This window comes from Bacillus sp. Medicinal_06, from assembly GCF_056711665.1.
This window is the reverse complement of the sequence record NZ_JBWYHD010000001.1, coordinates 316,780-337,019: the sequence shown is the minus strand read 5'-3', so window position 1 is coordinate 337,019 and position 20,240 is coordinate 316,780. Positions and strand designations below refer to the sequence as shown.

General features: G+C 34.8%; 23 protein-coding genes and 1 riboswitch. Of the genes, 20 read left to right on the top strand and 3 right to left on the bottom strand.

Translation table 11 applies throughout. The features are described from left to right. Positions 1-221 precede the first annotated feature (221 nt). From AC1M36_RS01790 to AC1M36_RS01755, 8 genes are all read left to right on the top strand, one after another. Positions 222-800, top strand: a complete 579-nt coding sequence (locus AC1M36_RS01790) for a GNAT family N-acetyltransferase (protein ID WP_479845534.1) — start codon at positions 222-224, stop codon at positions 798-800. Between the two features lie 9 nt (positions 801-809). Then, on the top strand, positions 810-1,307 hold the full coding sequence (locus AC1M36_RS01785) for a GNAT family N-acetyltransferase (protein WP_479845533.1): 498 nt from the start codon (positions 810-812) through the stop codon (positions 1,305-1,307). A gap of 332 nt (positions 1,308-1,639) precedes the next feature. Next, positions 1,640-2,269: a YdcF family protein gene (locus tag AC1M36_RS01780; protein WP_479845532.1), complete on the top strand. Its 630-nt coding sequence runs from the start codon at positions 1,640-1,642 to the stop codon at positions 2,267-2,269. A gap of 170 nt (positions 2,270-2,439) precedes the next feature. Then, a riboswitch (SAM riboswitch) is annotated at positions 2,440-2,530 on the top strand. Positions 2,531-2,588: 58 nt separating this feature from the next. Further along, complete coding sequence (locus tag AC1M36_RS01775; protein WP_336452244.1) at positions 2,589-3,407, top strand: MetQ/NlpA family ABC transporter substrate-binding protein; 819 nt, start codon at positions 2,589-2,591, stop codon at positions 3,405-3,407. Between the two features lie 13 nt (positions 3,408-3,420). Continuing rightward, the gene (locus AC1M36_RS01770; protein ID WP_336452243.1) at positions 3,421-4,581 is read left to right on the top strand and encodes an acyl-CoA dehydrogenase family protein; all 1,161 of its coding nucleotides are present in this window, start codon (positions 3,421-3,423) and stop codon (positions 4,579-4,581) included. Between the two features lie 6 nt (positions 4,582-4,587). Next, entirely contained in the window at positions 4,588-5,349 is a 762-nt protein-coding gene (locus AC1M36_RS01765; RefSeq protein ID WP_336452242.1) for a methionine ABC transporter ATP-binding protein, read from the top strand. Next, complete coding sequence (locus tag AC1M36_RS01760; RefSeq protein WP_336452241.1) at positions 5,339-6,001, top strand: methionine ABC transporter permease; 663 nt, start codon at positions 5,339-5,341, stop codon at positions 5,999-6,001. The genes AC1M36_RS01765 and AC1M36_RS01760 overlap by 11 nt, the downstream gene beginning before the upstream one ends. Positions 6,002-6,156: 155 nt before the next feature. Continuing rightward, positions 6,157-6,378 carry a YdbC family protein gene (locus AC1M36_RS01755; protein WP_174101151.1) on the top strand — a complete coding sequence of 74 codons (222 nt, stop codon included), beginning with the start codon at positions 6,157-6,159 and terminating at the stop codon, positions 6,376-6,378. 438 nt (positions 6,379-6,816) lie between these two features. On the opposite strand, the gene AC1M36_RS01750 is transcribed toward AC1M36_RS01755, so the two are convergent. Beyond that, positions 6,817-7,965: an SH3 domain-containing protein gene (locus tag AC1M36_RS01750; protein ID WP_336452239.1), complete on the bottom strand. Its 1,149-nt coding sequence runs from the start codon at positions 7,963-7,965 to the stop codon at positions 6,817-6,819. Positions 7,966-8,372: 407 nt separating this feature from the next. Here AC1M36_RS01750 and AC1M36_RS01745 point away from each other — a divergent pair, with 407 nt between their 5' ends. The 9 genes from AC1M36_RS01745 to pcp all read left to right on the top strand — a co-directional run bounded on the left by AC1M36_RS01745 (position 8,373) and on the right by pcp (position 15,379). Continuing rightward, positions 8,373-9,056, top strand: a complete 684-nt coding sequence (locus AC1M36_RS01745) for a copper homeostasis protein CutC (protein WP_336452238.1) — start codon at positions 8,373-8,375, stop codon at positions 9,054-9,056. 21 nt (positions 9,057-9,077) lie between these two features. Next, positions 9,078-9,632 (top strand): signal peptidase I, encoded by a 555-nt coding sequence (gene lepB / locus AC1M36_RS01740; RefSeq protein WP_431613192.1) that lies wholly within the window; start codon positions 9,078-9,080, stop codon positions 9,630-9,632. A gap of 170 nt (positions 9,633-9,802) precedes the next feature. Next, positions 9,803-10,570, top strand: a complete 768-nt coding sequence (locus AC1M36_RS01735) for an IclR family transcriptional regulator (RefSeq protein ID WP_336452236.1) — start codon at positions 9,803-9,805, stop codon at positions 10,568-10,570. Then, positions 10,570-11,277, top strand: a complete 708-nt coding sequence (pxpB, locus tag AC1M36_RS01730) for a 5-oxoprolinase subunit PxpB (protein WP_336452235.1) — start codon at positions 10,570-10,572, stop codon at positions 11,275-11,277. Before AC1M36_RS01735 ends, pxpB begins: the two co-directional genes overlap by 1 nt. Further along, positions 11,274-12,263: a 5-oxoprolinase subunit C family protein gene (locus AC1M36_RS01725; protein WP_431613193.1), complete on the top strand. Its 990-nt coding sequence runs from the start codon at positions 11,274-11,276 to the stop codon at positions 12,261-12,263. The genes pxpB and AC1M36_RS01725 overlap by 4 nt, the downstream gene beginning before the upstream one ends. Positions 12,264-12,277: 14 nt before the next feature. Beyond that, positions 12,278-13,036, top strand: a complete 759-nt coding sequence (pxpA, locus tag AC1M36_RS01720; protein WP_336452233.1) for a 5-oxoprolinase subunit PxpA — start codon at positions 12,278-12,280, stop codon at positions 13,034-13,036. A 20-nt stretch (positions 13,037-13,056) separates the two neighbouring features. After that, complete coding sequence (locus AC1M36_RS01715; protein WP_336452232.1) at positions 13,057-13,752, top strand: DUF969 domain-containing protein; 696 nt, start codon at positions 13,057-13,059, stop codon at positions 13,750-13,752. Between the two features lies 1 nt (position 13,753). Then, complete coding sequence (locus AC1M36_RS01710; protein ID WP_336452231.1) at positions 13,754-14,716, top strand: DUF979 domain-containing protein; 963 nt, start codon at positions 13,754-13,756, stop codon at positions 14,714-14,716. Positions 14,717-14,731: 15 nt separating this feature from the next. Beyond that, complete coding sequence (pcp, locus tag AC1M36_RS01705) at positions 14,732-15,379, top strand: pyroglutamyl-peptidase I (RefSeq protein ID WP_336452230.1); 648 nt, start codon at positions 14,732-14,734, stop codon at positions 15,377-15,379. Between the two features lie 137 nt (positions 15,380-15,516). Here the strand turns inward: pcp and AC1M36_RS01700 are convergent, their stop codons facing one another. Beyond that, a complete protein-coding gene (locus tag AC1M36_RS01700; RefSeq protein ID WP_336452229.1) occupies positions 15,517-15,816 on the bottom strand; it encodes a hypothetical protein in 300 nt (99 codons plus the stop codon). A gap of 212 nt (positions 15,817-16,028) precedes the next feature. Between AC1M36_RS01700 and AC1M36_RS01695 the strand changes: the two genes are divergently transcribed. After that, the gene (locus AC1M36_RS01695) at positions 16,029-16,628 is read left to right on the top strand and encodes a YkoP family protein (RefSeq protein ID WP_336452228.1); all 600 of its coding nucleotides are present in this window, start codon (positions 16,029-16,031) and stop codon (positions 16,626-16,628) included. A gap of 256 nt (positions 16,629-16,884) precedes the next feature. Here AC1M36_RS01695 and AC1M36_RS01690 read toward each other — a convergent pair whose 3' ends face one another. Next, positions 16,885-17,736: a metallophosphoesterase gene (locus AC1M36_RS01690; RefSeq protein ID WP_336452227.1), complete on the bottom strand. Its 852-nt coding sequence runs from the start codon at positions 17,734-17,736 to the stop codon at positions 16,885-16,887. A gap of 185 nt (positions 17,737-17,921) precedes the next feature. Here AC1M36_RS01690 and AC1M36_RS01685 point away from each other — a divergent pair, with 185 nt between their 5' ends. Both AC1M36_RS01685 and AC1M36_RS01680 read left to right on the top strand, forming a co-directional pair. After that, positions 17,922-19,061 carry an MGDG synthase family glycosyltransferase gene (locus tag AC1M36_RS01685; protein ID WP_336452226.1) on the top strand — a complete coding sequence of 380 codons (1,140 nt, stop codon included), beginning with the start codon at positions 17,922-17,924 and terminating at the stop codon, positions 19,059-19,061. Between the two features lie 107 nt (positions 19,062-19,168). Then, positions 19,169-19,996 carry an alpha/beta fold hydrolase gene (locus AC1M36_RS01680; RefSeq protein WP_336452225.1) on the top strand — a complete coding sequence of 276 codons (828 nt, stop codon included), beginning with the start codon at positions 19,169-19,171 and terminating at the stop codon, positions 19,994-19,996. Positions 19,997-20,240: the final 244 nt, after the last annotated feature.

Sequence of the window (20,240 nt, the reverse complement as noted above, 5' to 3'; positions counted from 1 at the left end):
AAATTTGTTAGAAAAAATTGTAGAGCACAAAAATAATAATTCGGAGGAAAGGGATTAAATTTACTTTGAGAGATGAAAAAGGCTCACTTGCGTTATAAAAGTGAGCCTTTTTTCTGTATGATTAGATTTTAAGTGATAGAAAATAAAGTTTTGAATATTTTGATATACGTTGTAAGACGAATTATAATATAGCTAGATACAAGAGAAAAGGGGAATTGTTTATGGAAATAGTAAACGAAAGAGCAATGCTACGATTAATGGGTGCAAATGATGTAGAAAAATTATTTGCTATTGTGGAAGGAAATAAAGAAATATGGACGTATTTAATAGCTAAAATGGACAACTATCAAGATATGGAACGATATGTTGAAACGGCAGTAAAACGTTATAAAAAAGGAACGGATTTACCATTTGTTGTGATAGATCAAAAAACGAATGAAGTTGTAGGGAGTACACGTTTGTATAGTATTTCAAATGATAACAAAACGGTTGAACTCGGCCAAACATGGTATCATCCGAGTGTACAACGAACGAGTATTAATACGGAATGTAAGTACATGCTATTGCAATATGCGTTTGAAGAGTTACAAATGCTACGCGTGCAAATAAAGACAGATTTACGAAATGAAAAAGCGCAGCGAGCGATTGAAAGGCTTGGTGCTGTAAAAGAAGGTGTACTACGAAATGAGAGAAAGTTACCGAGTGGCTATGTAAGGGATGCGGTAGTATATAGCATCATTTCGAGTGAGTGGCCAGTAGTGAAAGAGCAACTACTGAAAAAAATGGATTTACATAAATAGGGGGCATACGTGACAAATATTGAAACAAAGAGACTAAAAATGATTCCCTTTACATTAGAACTTGTTGAGGCAACGATAAAAGGAAGAGAAGAGCTGCAAGAAATCATACCATATAAAGTATCTTTAGAATGGCCCATGCCTGATTATAAAGATATCTTGCCGTGGATTGCAGAAGGTTTACGAAAAAATCCAAAGCAAAGTAAATGGAGTGGGCTCATTATTCATAAGGAAGATAATCTAATTATTGGTGATATGGGTTGTAAAGGTGCACCTGATTCAAGGGATACAGTAGAGATTGGATATAGTATTGTGCCAGAATATCAAGGGAATGGCTATGCAACTGAAATGGCAAAAGCTTTCGTTGAATGGCTACAGCAGACTAATGAGGTGCAAATCATTAAAGCGGATTGTTTCAAGAGTAATATTGCCTCAAGTAAGGTTTTAGAAAAAACAGGATTCAAATGTGTACTGGAAGAACAGCATATGAAATATTGGATTATAAAGTAGATAGAAAAAAGAGGTGTGTTTCTATGAAATTAGGAAAATCACTTCTTTTTTCTTACAAAGTGATTCCTTTTTTTATATACTTTTGTTTCATCATTCCCTTCTGTGAAGAAATTCGTTACAATAGAGTTGTATGAGAAATTTTGTACATAAATCAAATTCATAAAATATGAACCACAAAAAATAGTAAATGAAAAATCCTCTATTTGAATGAAAACCCTTTATAGCACGAATCAATTGTTTAGAAACGTGCCTTCTTTCAAATGAACTCAAATATAATGATTTAAAATAGATTATTTTTTAGAAGTATGGATAATGCACGGGGGCCAGTACAAATGAAACAAAATAAAAAAAGTAAAAAAAGAAGAGTTTTGCAAGTGTTCTTACTCATGGTTAGTTCTATCATTGTATTTATAAGTTATGCAGCTTACGATATTTGGAGTTATCGTTTTAAAACAGATGAGGTGGATACAGATGCTGCTATTGTACTAGGGGCGGCTTCTTGGAACGGAAAACCGTCTCCTGTATTTCGTGAAAGAATCAATCATGCAATTTCTTTGTATAAGAATGGAAGTATTAAAAAAATTATTTTTACAGGTGGTACGAAATTTGAAGCAGAGCAGGAAGAAGCACGCACTGCGAAAGCGTATGCATTAAAGCATAACGTAAAGGATGAAGATATATTAATTGAAACACAGTCGCGTTTTACAGAAGATAATTTAAAGAATGCAAAGCAGGTCGGAATTGATAATGGCTTACATACATACACGATTGTAAGTGATCCCCTTCATATGAAGCGAGCGATGAAAATAGCGAAGCATATTGGGATGGATGCATATGCATCACCAACGCCAACGTCAGCGTATAAAACATTAGATACAGAAATTCCATTTTTCTTTAAAGAATTATGTTCTTATATTGGGTATGTTGCATCGTTACCTTTACGTATGTTGAAAGGCGATTAAAAAATAAAGAAAAGGATAGACAAAGGTAGAGTGGTTCTACGGAGTCTATCCTTTTTTATGCAAATATGATGCGGATTTTTTATGACTTTACAAATTATAGAAAATTTTTAAATAAAAAACCTTGTATTTTCATCGGAATAGTGACACAATAGAATGCATAATCAAATATAATCTTATCGAGAGAAGTGGAGGGAACGGCCCAATGAAACTTCAGCAACCTATCTGTTAATAAAAAAGGTGCTAATTCCGAGTAGATAAGAAGGAAAAGAGATGACAACCTTCTTATATGTAAGGTTGTTTTTTAGTAGGAGGAGAAGGGATGAAGCGTTTATTTTTTGCACTTGTAAGTATTGTATGTAGTTTATTTATTATTACTGGTTGTACGCAGAAATCAGGGGGCGATCAAAAAGAGATTCGTTTAGGCTTTACACCTGGCCCATATAGCGATCAAGTGAAAAAAGCAGTACAACCGTACTTAGAGAAAAAGGGGTACAAAATTAAAATTGTTGAGTTTAATTCACCAAACGAAACAAATCCAGCATTAACGAATAAGGATATTGATGCAAATATATTTCAAAGTACTGCTTTTATGAAGTCTTACGCAAAAGAAAATAATGCGAAAATTTCAAGTATTATTCAAGTTCCATCAGCACCTCAAGGTGTATACTCTGAAAAACATAAATCATTAGATGATTTGAAAGATGGAATGAAGATTGGGGTACCAAATGATCCAGTTAATTTAGAACGAGCATTACGTATTTTAGAAGGGATTGGCTGGGTGAAATTAAAAGAAAATGTAAATATTTTAACAATCTCTGAAAAAGACATTACGTTTAAAAAGAAAGATTTCAAATTAGTACCGCTTGAATCACCACAGATCCCAAGAGCGATGAAAGACTTAGATTACGGTATTATTAACGGAAACCTTGTCATTTCATCTGGACATAAGTTAAAAGAAGCATTGGAATTAGAAAAAACACCTTCGCAACACAGAATTATTGTTACTGTTCGTGATGAAGATAAAGCAAAACAATTTGCGAAAGACTTAATTGAAGCGTACCATTCACCAGAATTTAAAAAGATGATTCAATCTGAAGAACAATTTGAAGGATTCGTGCTTCCTGATTACTTAAAGTAAAGGAGATCTTGATATGACATTATCATTTATAGAAACAGAAGAACAAGTTCTCGTATTGGAGAAACTAAAGGAGCTAGTTCCGCAATTTGCAGGAAGGGAACATCAACTGAGTGAACTCGGATCTTTTCCTTTTGAAAATATTAAAGAGTTGCAGCATATCGGTTATACGAAGTTAACATTACCAAAAGATGTCGGAGGAAAGGCCATTTCATTGTATGATTTTGTTTTATTTCAAGAAAAGATTGCAGAGGGAGACGGAGCAACAGCTTTATCAATCGGTTGGCATCTTGGAATAGTGAAAGAACTTGCGGAAAATCGCTCATGGAAACCTGAGATGTTTTCTTGGTTTTGTGAAGAAGTAAAAAAAGGCGCTCTTTTTAACCGGGCAGCAACTGAACCAAAGACAGGGAGTCCAACGCGGGGAGGAAAGCCAGAAACGCTCGCTGTCCAAAAAGGTGATAAGTGGATTATAAATGGAAGAAAAACGTTCACAACAATGGCGCCAGTACTTGATTATTTCATTATATCTGCGAGCATTGAAGGGCGAGATGAGATAGGAGAATTTGTGATTCCAAGACATGAAAAGGGTGTGTTGATTGAAGAGACATGGGATAGTGTTGCGATGCGTGGAACCGCTAGCCATGATCTTGTACTGCAGAATGTTGAAATCCCAGATAAATTTTTTACAGATGTAAAAGGTTCACAGTCGAAACCGAAAGGAATTGGATGGTTACTTCACATACCAGCATGCTATTTAGGAATTGCGCAGGCTGCAAGAAATTATGCAATTCATTTTGCGAAATCATATCAACCGAATAGTTTAAATCATCCAATCAGTTTACTTCCAAACGTTAGGAGATTAGTAGGCGAATTAGAGCTCGAACTCTTGCAAGCTCGTACTTTTTTATACCAAGTTGCGAAAAAATATGATGAGGCGGAAGATAAACAATCCCTGCAAGCGGAATTAGCAGCGGCGAAATATATTGCGACGAATGCGGCGATATCAATTGTTGATAAGGCAATGAGAATTGTAGGAGCAAAAAGTTTATCTGAAAAGAATCCACTGCACCGCTATTATTTAAATGTTCGCGCTGGTTTACACAATCCACCAATGGATGATGTAACACTCTCATTACTAGCAGAAGATGCTTATAAATCAATTGAAAAGGAGTGAGTGAACATGATAACGTTACGCGATATAAATAAAACGTTTCAGACGAAAGAAGGTTTATTTCACGGTGTAAAATCAGTATCTTTGCAAATTGAAGAACATGATATATATGGAATTGCGGGCTTAAGCGGCGCTGGAAAGTCTACATTATTACGTACAATGAATTTACTGGAAAAGCCGGATTCAGGTGCAGTCATTGTAAATGGTGAAGACTTAACAAAGCTATCAAAGAAAGAATTACGAACAGCCAGACAGTCAATCGGTATGATTTTTCAACACTTTCATCTTCTTCATAATAAAAGTGTATCGGATAATATTGCTTTGCCATTAGAATTGAAATCAGTTTCAAAAGAAGAGAAAGAAAAACGTGTAAGAGAATGCTTGGAGATTGTTAGTTTAAGTGATAAAGCACATCATTTTCCTTCACAGCTAAGCGGTGGGCAAAAACAGCGTGTTGCGATTGCGCGTGCATTAGCAAATGATCCTAAGGTATTACTTTGTGATGAGCCAACATCGGCACTTGATCCGAAAACGACACGATCTATTTTGCAATTTTTACAAAAGATAAATAAAGAATTAGGAGTTACAATCGTAATTGTAACGCATGAAATGAATGTCATTAAACAAATTTGTAATAAAGTAGCGGTAATGGAAGAAGGAGAAGTTGTTGAATCATTCCACTTACGCGACCAACATTTAAAACCAACAACAGAAATTGCGAAACTTTTATTAGGAGTAGAGCAAGAGAGGGGCATTGCACATGTTCAATAATGTTATTCCGCTCCTTCCAGAGATTTGGACATCACTTTTACAAACATTATTAATGGTTGGACTTTCAGTTGGAGCAGCAATTATTTTAGGTATTCCTTTAGGAGTAATTTTATATTTTACTAGCAAAGGACAAATTTTGGAACAAAATATTGTTCATCGTATTTTAAACGGCATTGTCAATATTATTCGTTCATTTCCATTTATCATTTTACTAGTAGCACTTGTGCCTCTCACAAGAACTTTATTGGGAACTACAATCGGTCCAATCGCTGCAACGATTCCTTTATCAGTAGCAGCCATCCCTTATTTTGCGAGACTCGTAGAGCAAGCATTGCGCGAAGTTCCAAAAGGAGTAATCGAAGCTGCTGAAGCAATGGGAGCAACGCCGCTGCAAATCGTGTGGAAAGTACTGCTCGTTGAAGCGCGTTCAGGCCTTGTATTAAGCTTAACTGTTTTAACGGTAAGTTTTATTTCCTATTCCGCTATGGCGGGAGTTGTCGGAGGCGGTGGTGTTGGGGACCTAGCAATCCGCTTTGGATATTATCGCTTCCAAACAGATGTTATGGTTGTTACGGTACTTATGCTTGTTGTTCTTGTTCAATCTGTTCAATTTATTGGGAATCGAATTGCTGCGAAGATTGATAAAAGGTAAGTGTGAAAAAAGAGGCGAAGTCCTTTTTATATAGAGAGATGAATCGTTAAAGGTGTTCAATAATCGACGTGCAGAAAATTAGCTCTATCGATATAACATATGAGAGAATGTAGGAGAATCAATTAGGGAATATATATGGTAAAGGAGGAATGATCGTGGCAGAAATCAAATTTGATATTAAAGAAACTTTTGGAGCTATATCACAGTCACCTAAAGGCTGGAATAAAGAGCTTAATTTAATTAGTTGGAACGGTAAAGAGCCAAAATATGATCTGCGTGATTGGGCACCAGAGCATGACAAAATGGGAAAAGGCGTTACATTGACGGTTGAAGAGTTAAAGGCATTAAAAGATATTTTAAACAGTATGGAGTTATAAAGCGAAATACTTTATGCAGAAAAAACCACTTTTGAATCATGTTTCAAAAGTGGTTTTTTGCATGGATATTATGTTAGAAAAGGCTATACAATTTTTGTCTCTTTATTTTCTTTTTTGTGATGTTCAGGTACGTAGATATATTGGGATACGATAAGAAGAATGCTTATAAAAAATGCAGGGAACATACTCGATATAAATAGACCATCAATTTTTAAAATAGTGATGAAACAGGAGATAATAATGAGTGCTGTATATAAATGAGAAATGTATTTTTTGAAGCGTATTTTAAATACTTCTAGTAATATTTCACAGCATACAAATAAGATGAGCATACTTAAAAAATATATATTGGTATCATAAATAAGGAAACAACAGATCAGGCCGAAAAAAGCTAGATACTCAATGAGTAATGGAATATTACGCAGCATAAGATGTTACCTACCTAACTAAGTAAGGAAGTGGATCAACGGCATTTGTTTTTTTAAAATTCCATGCCCCATTATGTAATTCAAAATGAAGGTGCTGCCCTGTTGAATGTCCAGTATTCCCCATCTGACCTAACATTTGTCCAGTTTGAACGCGATCTCCGACTTGTACAGATCGGTTTTTCATATGCGCATAAACAGTTGTATATAATTTTCCTTTTATGTAATGGGTAACGAAAACGACGTTCCCGTAGCTGTTAGAATAATAGGATTTGATAACTTTTCCTGCGGCTGCAGCACGAATAGGCATATCCCCATCTGCTGTAAAATCGACACCATAATGCATTTGTCCCCATCTAACTTCAAAATTTGAGCTAACTTGTCCCTGTGTTGGAAATTTAAAAACAGCAGGGATAGAAGGTGACACAGACTTTTTTTGTTGTTCATTTTGTAATACATAATGTTGAGCAATATATCCATATCCAGAGCCAAAACGAATTTTATACCATGAACCTACTTTACCTACTACTTGTATTTGTGTGCCGTTTTGCAAAGAGCCAATAACAGCGGTATTTGTTCCTGCCCCACTTCGTACTTTTAATCTAGGAGTTGCAACATAGTAAGAGTTATTTTGTATAGTAATTCCTTTAACGAATGGCTGTGAACGATTGGATACAAATTCTTTTTTTACGTATCCTGTTTTTCCATTGTGAGAGATGAGGTACCAGTCACTGTGCGTTTCTTGCACAGAAATAAATGTCCCGTTTGGTAATACATCAAGAATCGCTGATTGAATATTTGGTTCAGAACGAAGGTTTAAAGCGCTTGTATTTACGATATACTGATTGCGCTCTTGATTTAGCTTTTTCAAAGACAAATTAGATTTTTGTATGTAACCAATTTTGTTTTGGGCGTTTACTTTATACCAGTCATGTGTAGTCTCAAGAATAATAACAGGTGTGTTATATGAAATATTTCCAAGGGAATCACTATTTGTTGTATTTCCTTGATATAGTTGGACGTTATCAAGTTTTACGTATCCGATTTTTACATTGTTCTTTGGTTGTACAGCTGTTGTTTGCATATCCGCTTCAGTAATCGATGGGAGAAGAGAAGTGATTGCGATAGTTGTTGCTGTCAATGTTGTAACTTTCATATTCATCGTATAATGAGCCCCCTTGTATGACTTGTTACAAAATTTAGAATTATATTAAAAGAATACCAGAAATATAGGTATTATGGAAATAAAGAAAATAAATTCATATATTTCTCAAGTATGTCAAAAGCCCTATCGTGAAAAAAGAGTTCGATGCCTTGAGGGGCCGAACTCTTTTTGCTACACGATATAGAAATCTATTCAGGAGAGAATTTTAATGTTATCAATGACACATGAATCTTCTCATGTATTTACTAATCTACTTCATTTATAATCTAGCAAGGCTTTGTTTTATAGGAGTTTGAAAAATCTTTCTTTTTTATTCCTTTTTTCATGTTTTACATGGGAAACCTAGGTTTCTGATTTGTGCTGCGGTATAATAATGTGGAAAAAGTATGAAAAGAGGTAGCTTTATGCTAGAAATCATTGCAACTTGTTTAGAAGATGTGAAACGAATTGAAAAAGCTGGTGGAAATCGAATTGAGCTCATTTCAGCATATACAGAAGGTGGGTTAACGCCAAGTTATGCTTTTATAAAAAAAGCGGTAAAAGCAGTAAACATACCGATCCATGTTATGATTCGTCCGCATGCTAAATCGTTTATATATACGGCAGAAGAAATCGAAATGATGAAAGAGGACATACAAATTGCACAAGAACTTGGCGTAGCAGGTGTTGTTTTAGGTGTATTAAATGAGCAGAACCAAATTGATGAAAAAAACTTGGCTGATCTATTATCTGTTGTAGATGGAATGAATGTTACATTTCATCGTGCGATAGATGAAGTGGATGATCTTGTTGGTGCAGTTCAAACATTACGTAATTTTGAAAAGATTACTCACATTTTAACTTCTGGTGGTCAAGGGAAGATAGAAGAAAATATACCTGTACTTCATGAAATGCAAAGAGTAAGTCAAGGTGATTTCCAGCTTATTGTTGGAAGTGGTGTGACAAAAGAAAATATAAAGCGACTATTGAACGAAACAGGAATTTCAGAAGCACATGTTGGTACTGCAGTTCGAGAAGATAAGTCTTGTTTTGCTGAAATTGATCAAAAATCTGTACAAGATTTAGTGGAATTAACAAAGTCATTATAATGCTAGAGAAGAGGAGAAAAGATGAAGAAAAGTAAGAAAAAAGAAATCATTTCATGGGTGAAAACGATAGGTATTACAGTAGGAATCGCTTTTATTGTACGTGGTATTTTATTTACCCCTTCACTCGTCCAAGGTGAATCTATGATGCCCACGCTAGAAAATAATGAACGTGTACTTGTAAATAAAATCGGTTTTAATATACAGGGGTTAGATCGCTTTGATATTATCGTTTTTCATGGAAAAGAAGGACATGATTTAGTGAAGCGTGTAATTGGCTTGCCAGGAGATACGGTTGGGTATAAAAATGATGTATTATACGTCAATGGAAAAGCGGTCGATGAACCATACTTGGAAGGTTATAAGGCCGAAGTACCTAAAGGAACATTAACGCCTGATTTTACACTAGAACAAAAAACTGGGAAAACAAAAGTACCGGAAGGTCAAGTGTTTGTATTAGGAGATAATCGTCAAGTTTCAAAAGATAGTCGCATGTTTGGATTTGTTTCTGAAGATCAAATTGTCGGAAAAGGTGAAGCGGTATTTTGGCCGTTGCAACAAGTAAGAGCACTGCATTAAAGAGAGGATTTTCATATTTGCGTGAAAAAGCATTGAATGTTAATTTCAATGCTTTTTTTATTTGAGAAAAATATTGTTTAAATAGAAAGAATATTTTATAATTTTAAATTATATTATTGTTTCGAAAAACGGAATTATTGTTCCGAATTGTGGAATGTAGGAGAGTTAAGATGAGTGTAAATAAAACGGCAGTAAAGACGATGGATATTTTAGAACTTTTTTATGAACATGAAGAATTAACGTTAACGGAAATGGTTCATCATACAGGTATGCCAAAAACTTCTGTATACCGTTTAATTGGTTCACTTGAAGAAATGGGCTTTTTACAAAAGACAAAAAAGGGAAGTTATAGGCTGGGGTTGGTATTTTTACGATTCGGTCAACTTGTGTCAAAGCGATTATCCGTACGAAATATTGCAAAGCCATATATGAAAAAACTTAGAGATTCTCTTGGGCAAGCTGTCAATTTAATTATTCAAGATGATAATGAGGCAATTTATATTGAGAAAATGGATGGCGACCAACCAGTAAGGGTATACACAGAGATTGGAAGACGGGCGCCTTTATATGCAGGAGCATGTCCGCGTATTTTACTTTCATATTTTTCAGAAGATGATCAAAAGCAGTATATAGAGAAAGTGCAGTTACAACGATTTGCAGATGGAACGATTGTAGATAAAGAAGAGTTGCAAGGCCGGTTACGTAAGGCGAAAAGAGATGGGTATACGATCAGTTATTCGGAACTTGAGAATCATACAGCTGCCATTGCAGCGCCTATTTTTGCAAGTGATGGCACTGTAATAGCTGGTATTAGTATTTCAGGATTAGAAGTAGAGTATAATGAATCGGCAATTCCAAACTTTATTATAAAAGTAAAAGAAACGGCACACCAAATCTCAAAAGAACTTGGCTGGATAGGTGAAAAGGAAGGTATGTGATGAAATTTTCAGCGTTAGGGGATCAAGCAGTTGTTGTTACGTTTGGGGAGAAAATCGATTTGGATATATATGAAAATGTGCAAAATTTACGTGCTCTATTAAAGAAAAATCCGTTTGATGGGATGATTGAGTGTGTACCTTCTTTTTCTTCTTTAACGGTTTACTATGATGTATATAAGTTATGGAGGAAAAATGAAAGAAAGGTAGCACCTTATGATTTTGTATGTGAATATATGAAAAAGTTACTTTGTCATAATCAAAATGAAGTGCAAAAACAATATGAATGCATCTCAATTCCAGTTTGTTATGGAGGAGAATATGGACCTGATTTAGAAGAAGTTGCGGCATATCATGAACTACATGCAAGTGATGTGATTCGCCTTCACAGTGAAGTAACCTATTTTGTTTATATGCTAGGATTCACACCCGGTTTTCCATATTTGGGTGGAATGCCTAAAGAGTTAGAAACACCTAGAAAACAAACACCACGTTTACAAATAGCACCTGGTTCGGTTGGAATTGGTGGAAGTCAAACAGGGATATATCCACTAGAAACACCAGGGGGCTGGAATATTATTGGCCGGACACCTGTTTCTTTGTTTCAGCCAACTAAAGAGCCACCTACATATGTGCAGAGTGGAATGCATTTACGTTTTATCCCAATAACAGAGGAAGAGTATCTGGTTATGGAGGGAGATAAGAAATGAATGTCGAGGTTTTACATGCAGGGATGTTTACAACCGTTCAAGATTTAGGAAGATATCACTATCAACAATATGGTGTACCTGTTGGCGGTGCGATGGACCAGAGAGCATTAAGAATGATTAATATGTTAGTTGGGAATGAAGAGAATGAAGCTGGATTAGAAATTACAATGATGGGACCGAAACTTCTTATAAAGAAAACAACATTGCTAGCAATTGGTGGTGCGAATATGGAACCTCTGTTAAACGGGGAACCCATTCCGTTATGGCAACCAGTGCTGGCAAAAGAAGGGAGCATGCTTTGCTTCGGGAAAGCGCAGTTTGGATGTCGGACATATGTAACATTTGCAGGAGGAATTGATGTTGTAAGTAGTATGGGAAGTAAAAGTACATATATAAGAGCGAGGTTAGGTGGATTAGAGGGGCGAGCACTGAAAAAGGGGGATGTCTTTCAAATTGGTACACCGTCAAAATTTACTACTTGTATGATAAAGAAATTGATAGATGAAGAAAGAGTAGCAACACCTTGGGGTATATGTAATCACGTCCTACCTAAATACAGTCGTAGTCCAATCATTCGTGTTATTCCAGATTTTGAGTGGGATCAATTTAAGGATGAGAGTTTAGAAGCTTTTTTTACAAAAGAATATAGAGTTTCTAATTATGCAGATCGTATGGGGTATCGGTTTGAAGGTGAAGAACTAAAAAGAATAGAACAATCTGAGATTCTATCAAGTGCAGTTACATTTGGAACAATTCAGGTGCCGTCAGGTGGTCATCCCATTATTTTAATGGCAGATAGACAAACGACAGGTGGTTATCCACGAATTGGTAATGTTATATCAGTTGATTTACCTATTCTCGCACAATTGAAACCAGGTGATTATGTCACGTTTGTAAAGACTTCTATAACAGAAGCGACAGAGCTGTACATAGAGCAAGAACAAAATATGAATCTATTAAAGGAATTCATTGCGTTAAAAGTTTAAAGGAGGAGTAGAATATGGTTACCATTGATTTAAATTGTGATTTAGGAGAAGGATTTGGTGCATATAAGATAGGAAATGATGATAAAATCCTTCCATTTGTTTCATCAGTAAATATTGCATGTGGTTTTCATGCAGGCGATCCAACTGTTATGCGCCAAACAGTTGAAAAGGCATTGAAAAATAATGTAGAAATAGGCGCCCATCCTGGTTTTCCAGATTTATTAGGGTTTGGGAGAAGGACAATGCGCGTTTCACCAGATGAGGTATATGATTACGTTTTATATCAAATCGGAGCATTAGATGGATTTGTAAGGGCGGCAGGAGGGAGTATGCATCATGTTAAACCGCACGGTGCCCTTTATAATATGGCAGCTACTGATCAGGAGATTGCAGACGCAATTGCAAAAGCAATCTACGATATAAATCCAGCGTTATTTTTATATGGGTTAGCGAATAGCAAATTTATACAAGCAGCTGAAAAATATGAATTGAAGCTTGTACAAGAGGCATTTGCAGATCGTACGTATCAACCGGATGGAACGTTGACGAGCCGAACAGAAGAAAACGCCCTTATAAAAAATGAAGATATAGCAATTAAGCAAGTCTTGCAAATGGTGCAAGAGGGGAATGTACAAGCTGTTGATGGAAATTCTGTATCCATACATGCACAAACAATTTGTATACATGGTGATGGCGAGAGGGCTGTGCAATTCGCAGAGAAAATATACAGAATATTGAAATTAAATGATATTTCTGTTTGTACACTAAAATAGAATAAGGGAGAGATACATAGATGTTGAAATTAATTGGAATATTGCTTGTAGCGATTGGCTTTTTATTTCGTCTGAACACGTTATTAGTTGTTATGGTTGCAGGAATTGCAACAGGTATGATTTCAGGGATGAGTTTTTATGATGTGATTAGTATGTTTGGAAAGTTTTTCATAGAAAATCGATATATGTCGATGCCAATTTTATTAACACTTCCTGTTATTGGAATATTAGAACGGTATGGACTGAAAGAAAGAGCGGAAGCGTTAATAACGAAATCAAAAGGAGCTACAACAGGAAGAGTACTTATGTCATATTTTGCGATTCGCGAAGGATCAGCGGCAGTAGGACTTAACATTGGTGGACATGCACAAACAGTAAGACCATTAGTTGCACCGATGGCAGAAGGCGCTGCGCAAGGTCGTTACGGAAAACTTCCAGAGAAACTGAAAGAAAAGATTAAAGCGAATGCAGCGGCAGCTGAAAATACAGCATGGTTTTTCGGCGAAGATATTTTTATCGCAACAGGAGCAATTTTATTAATGAAAGGATTCTTTGATTCTGTAGGAATGCATGTTGGTGTGTGGGATATGGCGCTTTGGGGAATTCCTACGGCAATCTCAGCTTTTATTGTAAGTTGGATTCGATTTAAACAGTTTGATAAATATATTGAAAAAACGATGAAAAAAGAAGAAAGTCAAAAAAAGGAGGCGATATAAGATGAATTTGATTACACTTGATACAATTTATTATTTATTAGGTATTATTGTTGCTTTTGTCGCAATTCGTGTCGCTTTTGATCGTAGGCATCCAAATCGCTTTGGTTCAAGTTTATTTTGGGCATTATTTTCTATCACATTTTTATTTGGGAATATCATTCCATCTTTTTATATCGGTTGTATTGTATTAGCGATGGTCGTTCTAGCATCATTGAATAAAGTAACAAAATCAAATGAAAAAGAAGCACCTACTGAAGAGAGAGTGAAACATGCAGAAAACTTAAGAAACAAAATATTCATGCCTGCTATTTTAATTCCTATTTTTACGATTATTGGTACGTTAACTCTAGGAAAGTTAAAGTTTGGAAATGTATCTCTCGTTGATCCTGATAAAGTCACATTAATCGCGTTAGCTCTAGGCGCATTGCTCGCTTTCGTAGCGGCAATGGGAATCACAAAAGCAAAAATAACAGCTCCTGTACAAGAAGGAAGTAGATTATTACAAGCTGTCGGGTGGGCAGTTATTTTACCACAAATGTTAGCGGCGCTTGGTGGTATTTTTGCAAAGTCTGGTGTGGGTCAAGTTGTATCTGATTTAGTAGGACAAGTATTGCCAACAGAATATCCATTTGTTGCTGTTATGGCATATTGTTTAGGAATGATGTTGTTTACCGTTGTAATGGGGAATGCATTTGCGGCATTTGCTGTTATTACAGGCGGGATTGGTTTACCTCTTATCGTACAAATGCATGGTGGTAACCCAGCGATTATGGCAGCGCTTGGAATGTTTGCAGGGTATTGCGGGACATTGTTAACGCCAATGGCAGCGAATTTCAACATTGTACCAGCGATGCTATTAGAATTAAAAGATAAAAATGCGGTAATTAAAGCGCAAGCACCTATTGCGATTACTATTTTTGTTATTAATATGTTTATCATGTATGGGCTTGTATATCGATTTTAGTAAGGAGTGGGAAGGATGAAAAGCGTATTGTTAACTGGTTTTGAACCTTTTGGTGGAGAGGAGATTAATCCTGCTTGGGAAGTTGCAAAACAGCTTGATGGACAAGTGATTGGAGATTACAGGGTTGTTAGTAAACAAGTTCCGACTGTGTTTCATAAATCATTACAAGTGCTGCAGTCTTATATAGAAGAAATAGAACCAGAGCTTATCATATGTATAGGACAAGCAGGAGGACGACCAGACATTACAGTGGAACGCGTTGCAATTAATGTAGATGATGCACGAATCGCGGATAATGAAGGGAATCAACCAATTGATGAACCTATTATAGAAGAGGGACCAGCTGCGTACTGGTCTACACTTCCGATGAAAGCGATTGTGAAAAAACTTCGTGAAAAAGGCATACCGGCTTCTGTTTCGCAAACGGCAGGTACATTTGTTTGTAATCATCTCTTTTATGGACTGATGCGTATGTTAGCAAAAAGCGAAAATGCAGTTCGAGGCGGATTTATACACATTCCGTTTTTACCAGAACAAGCAAGTAGTCATCCAGGGCAACCGAGTATGTCACTTTCTACTATTACAAAAGGAATTGAATTGTTAATACAAGTCGCATTAGAAGTAGAACATGATATTGTAGCGTGCGGCGGGGCAACACATTAAATAAATTATGTTATTGGTTATCAACAATGAAGTGAAGTTGTAATAAAAAAGGGAAAATCTATTCGACGCAGCTATAGAGTCATTAAGAATAATAAAAAACTCGTGACTAAAAACGAGTTTTTTATTATTCACGATAGTTATTGGTTTTGATTACCTTGCTTTTTTTGACTGTAAGGCGTAATTTCATTAGCAAATTCCATATTTGCCAAGTTTACTTTGGGTGGAATAAACGTTCTTGTCGTGCCTTGGAACAAACGTTGGATAGGTTTCATCATATTTGAATTACGCGTTGCTATTACACTAAAAACTGTTCCTAATCCTAGTAAAGAAACCCAAATCCATCCTCTATTATTCCGTCTATTTCTAAATAAATTAAACATTTGCTGAGTTCTTCTTCCAGAATTGAATAATGACATCAAGAAGTTAAGGATATTCATTTTTTGCCCCCTGTAAAAATAATTAGGAAACTGAAACACTAAGTTCAATTTCACATGATTTATGTTGCAATGTTTTATAGAAATTTATGATGCCAACTTATACTAATCCTTCTTGATTTTTCTTCCTAAAACCCCTAAGATTCCCTAAATATTTTTAATGAAAATATGCAAAATAGTTTTATCAAAAATTTAAAAAGGGAAATGAAAACAAAATGAAAAGCTATGTATTATTGGTTTGGAATTTTCTTGATCCAATATATTATAAATTCACTCGCTTAACTTATATTCATAACGAAATTCACAAGGAAAATATTTTACGTGTAAGGCTCACTCGTTACAAGGGGAAACATGTTACTCTTTCTGACGGCACACAAATCAATAAGAATGATATCTTGGTTAAAATTCATTTACATAATGTGCGTTTAATCAATGAAATGAAGTCTGTTAAAAATGACATTACAAAAGGACGATTTATTTATCAGTATGTTAAAAAGTCCTTGCCTAGTCTTGGATCATATATTCAAAATCATTCTAAGGCAGATGAGATTAAAGGAATAATTGGGATTTCAATGTTAAATAGAGGAGCTGATCGATTAGGTTTTGAATTTGTTGCTATTTCTAATCCTTTTTATAAATGGTTTAAATGGTTAGCATTTTTACCAATATGTTTATTATCTAATAACGATTCGATTTTCAAAATGATAAAGAACAATATATCTGCCCCACCAAAATATTTATTTATGTCTAAGGAGAATTTATTACAAATATATAATTGTGAATCTCGAGATGAAATTACTAAAAGAAAATGTTAATCGCATTTGTTAAAAAGTCAATGCAATTTTATCCCGCTACTTTAGGGCAGTAATACTCCCACCTCAAAATTCGGCGAAGCAAAGAAGTTAGGTAGGAGATAAACTGCCCGTAACGGCCCGATTGGTGAAGGCTAATAATCAGTGGGGGATGAAGAAACCCCCCACTGATTAAAGTTTCACTTTATATACTGCACTCAAAATGATTTGACAGTAAAATATAAAGGCTGTTAACTAGGTCCGTTAACAGCCTTATATTTTATACTGCAGGTAGTTCTTTATTTTTAATTGTTGATATTGATAGTTGGTGCAATGTAATTTCTGGTCGACTTCCCACTCGAATATTTACTCCTGTTTGACCTAGTCCTTCACTAATATAAAAAGGTTTTCCATCTTGCATATGAAGTCCTTTTATAACGTTCATTCTTGCAAGCTTACCCATTTTTGCAAGGTGATAAGCTTTTGGATAGCAAATTTGGCCACCATGGAAATGACCAGATAATAAATAGTCAAAATGATATTCTTTCATATGGAGCACAATGTTCGGATCATGAGTTAATACTAAATTTGTTCCCGATCTAACTTCTCGATAAGAAGCTGTTAAATCACTGCGTTTCGTACTAAAATCATCAATACCAATGATATTTACACGATTACCTTGAACATAAATAACATGATTTTCATTTTGCATTACTTTACAGTCGTATTGTTCAAGTATTTCTTTTAATTTTTGTAAGTCCTTTTCACGTAATACATAATCATGGTTACCAAAAACAGCGTATATACCATGCTTTGCATGTAATTGACTTAATACCTCTAAATATGGAGCAAGTTTAGAAATCGTACGTTTACGGTCAAGGAAATCTCCAGTAAGTGCAATCAAATCAATTGGTTCATCTTTTAGCTTTTCATAAAGCTGAGCTGGGGAAATAGATATATTTTCAAGATGCATATCGGAAAGGTGTAGAATATTTAGTATCGGATCATGTCCGCAGGTTTGCTTTTGATTTATTTGAACTTTATTCATCACGATATCGGTCGTGTTTTTGTGAGCTTTTTTGAATAGATAGAAGAGAATAATAAATAAAACGGATAGTAATAAAATTTTCAATTACATCACTCCTTCTATAAAAATTATACATGAAAAAACCTATCATTTTGTATGTAATTTATGGAACGAAATCCATCGTACGTAATGTATTCTAAATAGTAGCCAGAATAGAAAAAAAGAAGTGCTACATAATAATAGAAATAAATGAAAAGACACATCGTTAAGTGTATTTCAAGAGGTGATTTATGAAGCAACATTCAACACAGAAGACTATCTTGTTTTTGCCATTTTTGCAGATTCCATCAGGCCATCATCAAGTTGCACAAGCATTAATAGAAGGAATACAAAAGGATCAATTCAATATAAAATGTGATCTAGTGGATATTCTCTCGTATAGTTATGGAAGAATAGAAGCATTGGTTTCAAATGTTTATTTAAAATGGATTAAAGAATTCCCTGATTTTTATAATTGGATATATCAAAATTCTGTCTACAAAAATGTCGAAGAGAACAAACGTTATCGATTATATGAACTTCTGTTTGTACCATTCATGAGAAAATTACTAAGGGATAAACAACCTGATCTGATCATTTGCACTCATGCTTTACCTTCATATGTATTAAACTATTTGAAAGAAAAAGGTGAATTGAAAACACCAGTTATAAATGTATATACAGATTATTTCATTCATAGTTGTTGGGGCATTAAAAATATTGATTTTCATTTTGTACCGTCTCATCATATGAAGGAATTTTTAAAAAACAAGGGAATAAGTAATGAAAAAATTTTTATAACAGGAATTCCTATTCATAAAAAGATAAAAAAACAAAAAGAGCATATAGTAAAGTTTACTTCTTCTGCATTGTCAGTTTTAATTACCGGAGGAAGTTTAGGGGTTGGAGCAATAGAAGATTTAATTCACAAAATAGGTACGGAAACAAAAATTCACTTTTATGTGTTATGCGGAAAAAATGACAATTTATATCAAAAGCTTCAACAATTACAACGAGATAACATAACACCTTTAAAATATATTACATGTAGGGAAAAAATGAACAAACTCTATGATCAAATAGATGCAATCGTTACAAAGCCTGGGGGAGTAACAATAAGTGAAAGTTTATTCAAAAGAAAACCTATTTTTATTTATCATGTACTACCAGGGCAAGAAGAAATTAATTTACAACAACTAAAAAAGTTAGGTGTGATTTTCTATTTAAATAAATGGAAAGATGAAAAAGAAACACTTGAAGAGCAAATATATTCATTTTTTCAAAATAAAAATCAGGTCCAACGTTATCAGGAACGTATAACAGAATATCACGGGCAGCTTATTACGAAAGAGCCTTCACAAATTATAAAGGAAGTAATAACGAATAGATAACGCATAGATACTCACATCAATTTTTATTATGCATCATTTTTTGAAAGTTACTTTTTTCTTTAAAGAAGAGTTAGGAATGATTTCAGATTGTTGAGGTGATTACATACATGCCAATGTTGAACGTGGACGGTAGTAGTCTGTATTATATCGTTAAGGGAGAAGGAGTTCCTATTGTTTTTATTCATCCTCCTGTACTCACTTGTGTGAATTTTGAGTACCAAATAGAGGAATTATCCCAAAAGTTTAAAGTGATTGCTTTTGATATTAGAGGACATGGAAGAAGTCAGTATTCAAAACAACCGATAACCTATCCACTGATTGCAGAAGATATTAGACGTTTATTGGATCATTTAAAAGTCGAAAAAGCGTTCATGTGCGGATATTCGACCGGAAGCTCTGTCGCGTTAGAATTTTTGTTAACTTACGTGGAAAGGACATTAGGTGGGATTCTGATCGGTGGAATGTCAGAAGTGAGGGATGGATATCTAAAGAATAAGATTTCACTAGGTGTGAAATTGGCGAAAGCAGGGGCAGTTTCATTTCTAGCATTGTCTATTTCATGGGGCAATTCAAACACACATAAATTGTTCAGAAAGATGTTTAAAGAAGCTCGAAAAGGAAATGCTGAAAATTTCGAGCAGTATTATCGTTACAGTTTGCACTATAATTGTACCAATCATCTTAGAGATATTCAGCTTCCGGTTTTGTTGGTTTATGGTAAGAAAGATAAGGTGTTTTATAGCCATGCGAAATTACTGCATGAAAAATTGCCATGTAATGAATTAGAATTTATTGATAACGTAAAGCATCAAATTCCTACAAAAGCAGCAAAGGATTTAAATGAAATGATTAAGCAGTTTGTTTTTATCCATACCAAGATGAATAAGGAAGAAACTTTTTCTTTACCAGTAAAAGAGTTGATGTCTCAAGAATAAAGTGAAAATTCCAATGGTGGAGAGCCGGCATTTAGCAAAAATATGCGAAGTGACGCCTCCACCTATCGTTTGGATTCTTTCGTTTTTACACGAGATTCAGAATAGTCTCCATCAAAGTCATGTACAATTTCATCCTAATAATAATACAATATCATTTATTTGAGAAGGTGATTCGTTTTCCGTATATCATACTTCGAATTTTGAAACCGATATCCTGAGAAAATTAAAAATAACCATTTTCAAT

Coding starts and splice junctions, on each gene's coding strand:
- pxpA (WP_336452233.1), top strand. CDS start 12,278: ATGGTTACCATTGATTTAAATTGTGATTTAGGAGAAGGATTTGGTGCA.
- AC1M36_RS01725 (WP_431613193.1), top strand. CDS start 11,274: ATGAATGTCGAGGTTTTACATGCAGGGATGTTTACAACCGTTCAAGAT.
- AC1M36_RS01775 (WP_336452244.1), top strand. CDS start 2,589: ATGAAGCGTTTATTTTTTGCACTTGTAAGTATTGTATGTAGTTTATTT.
- AC1M36_RS01750 (WP_336452239.1), bottom strand. CDS start 7,965: ATGAATATGAAAGTTACAACATTGACAGCAACAACTATCGCAATCACT.
- AC1M36_RS01780 (WP_479845532.1), top strand. CDS start 1,640: ATGAAACAAAATAAAAAAAGTAAAAAAAGAAGAGTTTTGCAAGTGTTC.
- AC1M36_RS01790 (WP_479845534.1), top strand. CDS start 222: ATGGAAATAGTAAACGAAAGAGCAATGCTACGATTAATGGGTGCAAAT.
- AC1M36_RS01695 (WP_336452228.1), top strand. CDS start 16,029: ATGAAAAGCTATGTATTATTGGTTTGGAATTTTCTTGATCCAATATAT.
- AC1M36_RS01735 (WP_336452236.1), top strand. CDS start 9,803: ATGAGTGTAAATAAAACGGCAGTAAAGACGATGGATATTTTAGAACTT.
- AC1M36_RS01700 (WP_336452229.1), bottom strand. CDS start 15,816: ATGAATATCCTTAACTTCTTGATGTCATTATTCAATTCTGGAAGAAGA.
- AC1M36_RS01685 (WP_336452226.1), top strand. CDS start 17,922: ATGAAGCAACATTCAACACAGAAGACTATCTTGTTTTTGCCATTTTTG.
- pxpB (WP_336452235.1), top strand. CDS start 10,570: ATGAAATTTTCAGCGTTAGGGGATCAAGCAGTTGTTGTTACGTTTGGG.
- AC1M36_RS01760 (WP_336452241.1), top strand. CDS start 5,339: ATGTTCAATAATGTTATTCCGCTCCTTCCAGAGATTTGGACATCACTT.
- AC1M36_RS01765 (WP_336452242.1), top strand. CDS start 4,588: ATGATAACGTTACGCGATATAAATAAAACGTTTCAGACGAAAGAAGGT.
- lepB (WP_431613192.1), top strand. CDS start 9,078: ATGAAGAAAAGTAAGAAAAAAGAAATCATTTCATGGGTGAAAACGATA.
- AC1M36_RS01680 (WP_336452225.1), top strand. CDS start 19,169: ATGCCAATGTTGAACGTGGACGGTAGTAGTCTGTATTATATCGTTAAG.
- pcp (WP_336452230.1), top strand. CDS start 14,732: ATGAAAAGCGTATTGTTAACTGGTTTTGAACCTTTTGGTGGAGAGGAG.
- AC1M36_RS01710 (WP_336452231.1), top strand. CDS start 13,754: ATGAATTTGATTACACTTGATACAATTTATTATTTATTAGGTATTATT.
- AC1M36_RS01745 (WP_336452238.1), top strand. CDS start 8,373: ATGCTAGAAATCATTGCAACTTGTTTAGAAGATGTGAAACGAATTGAA.
- AC1M36_RS01770 (WP_336452243.1), top strand. CDS start 3,421: ATGACATTATCATTTATAGAAACAGAAGAACAAGTTCTCGTATTGGAG.
- AC1M36_RS01715 (WP_336452232.1), top strand. CDS start 13,057: ATGTTGAAATTAATTGGAATATTGCTTGTAGCGATTGGCTTTTTATTT.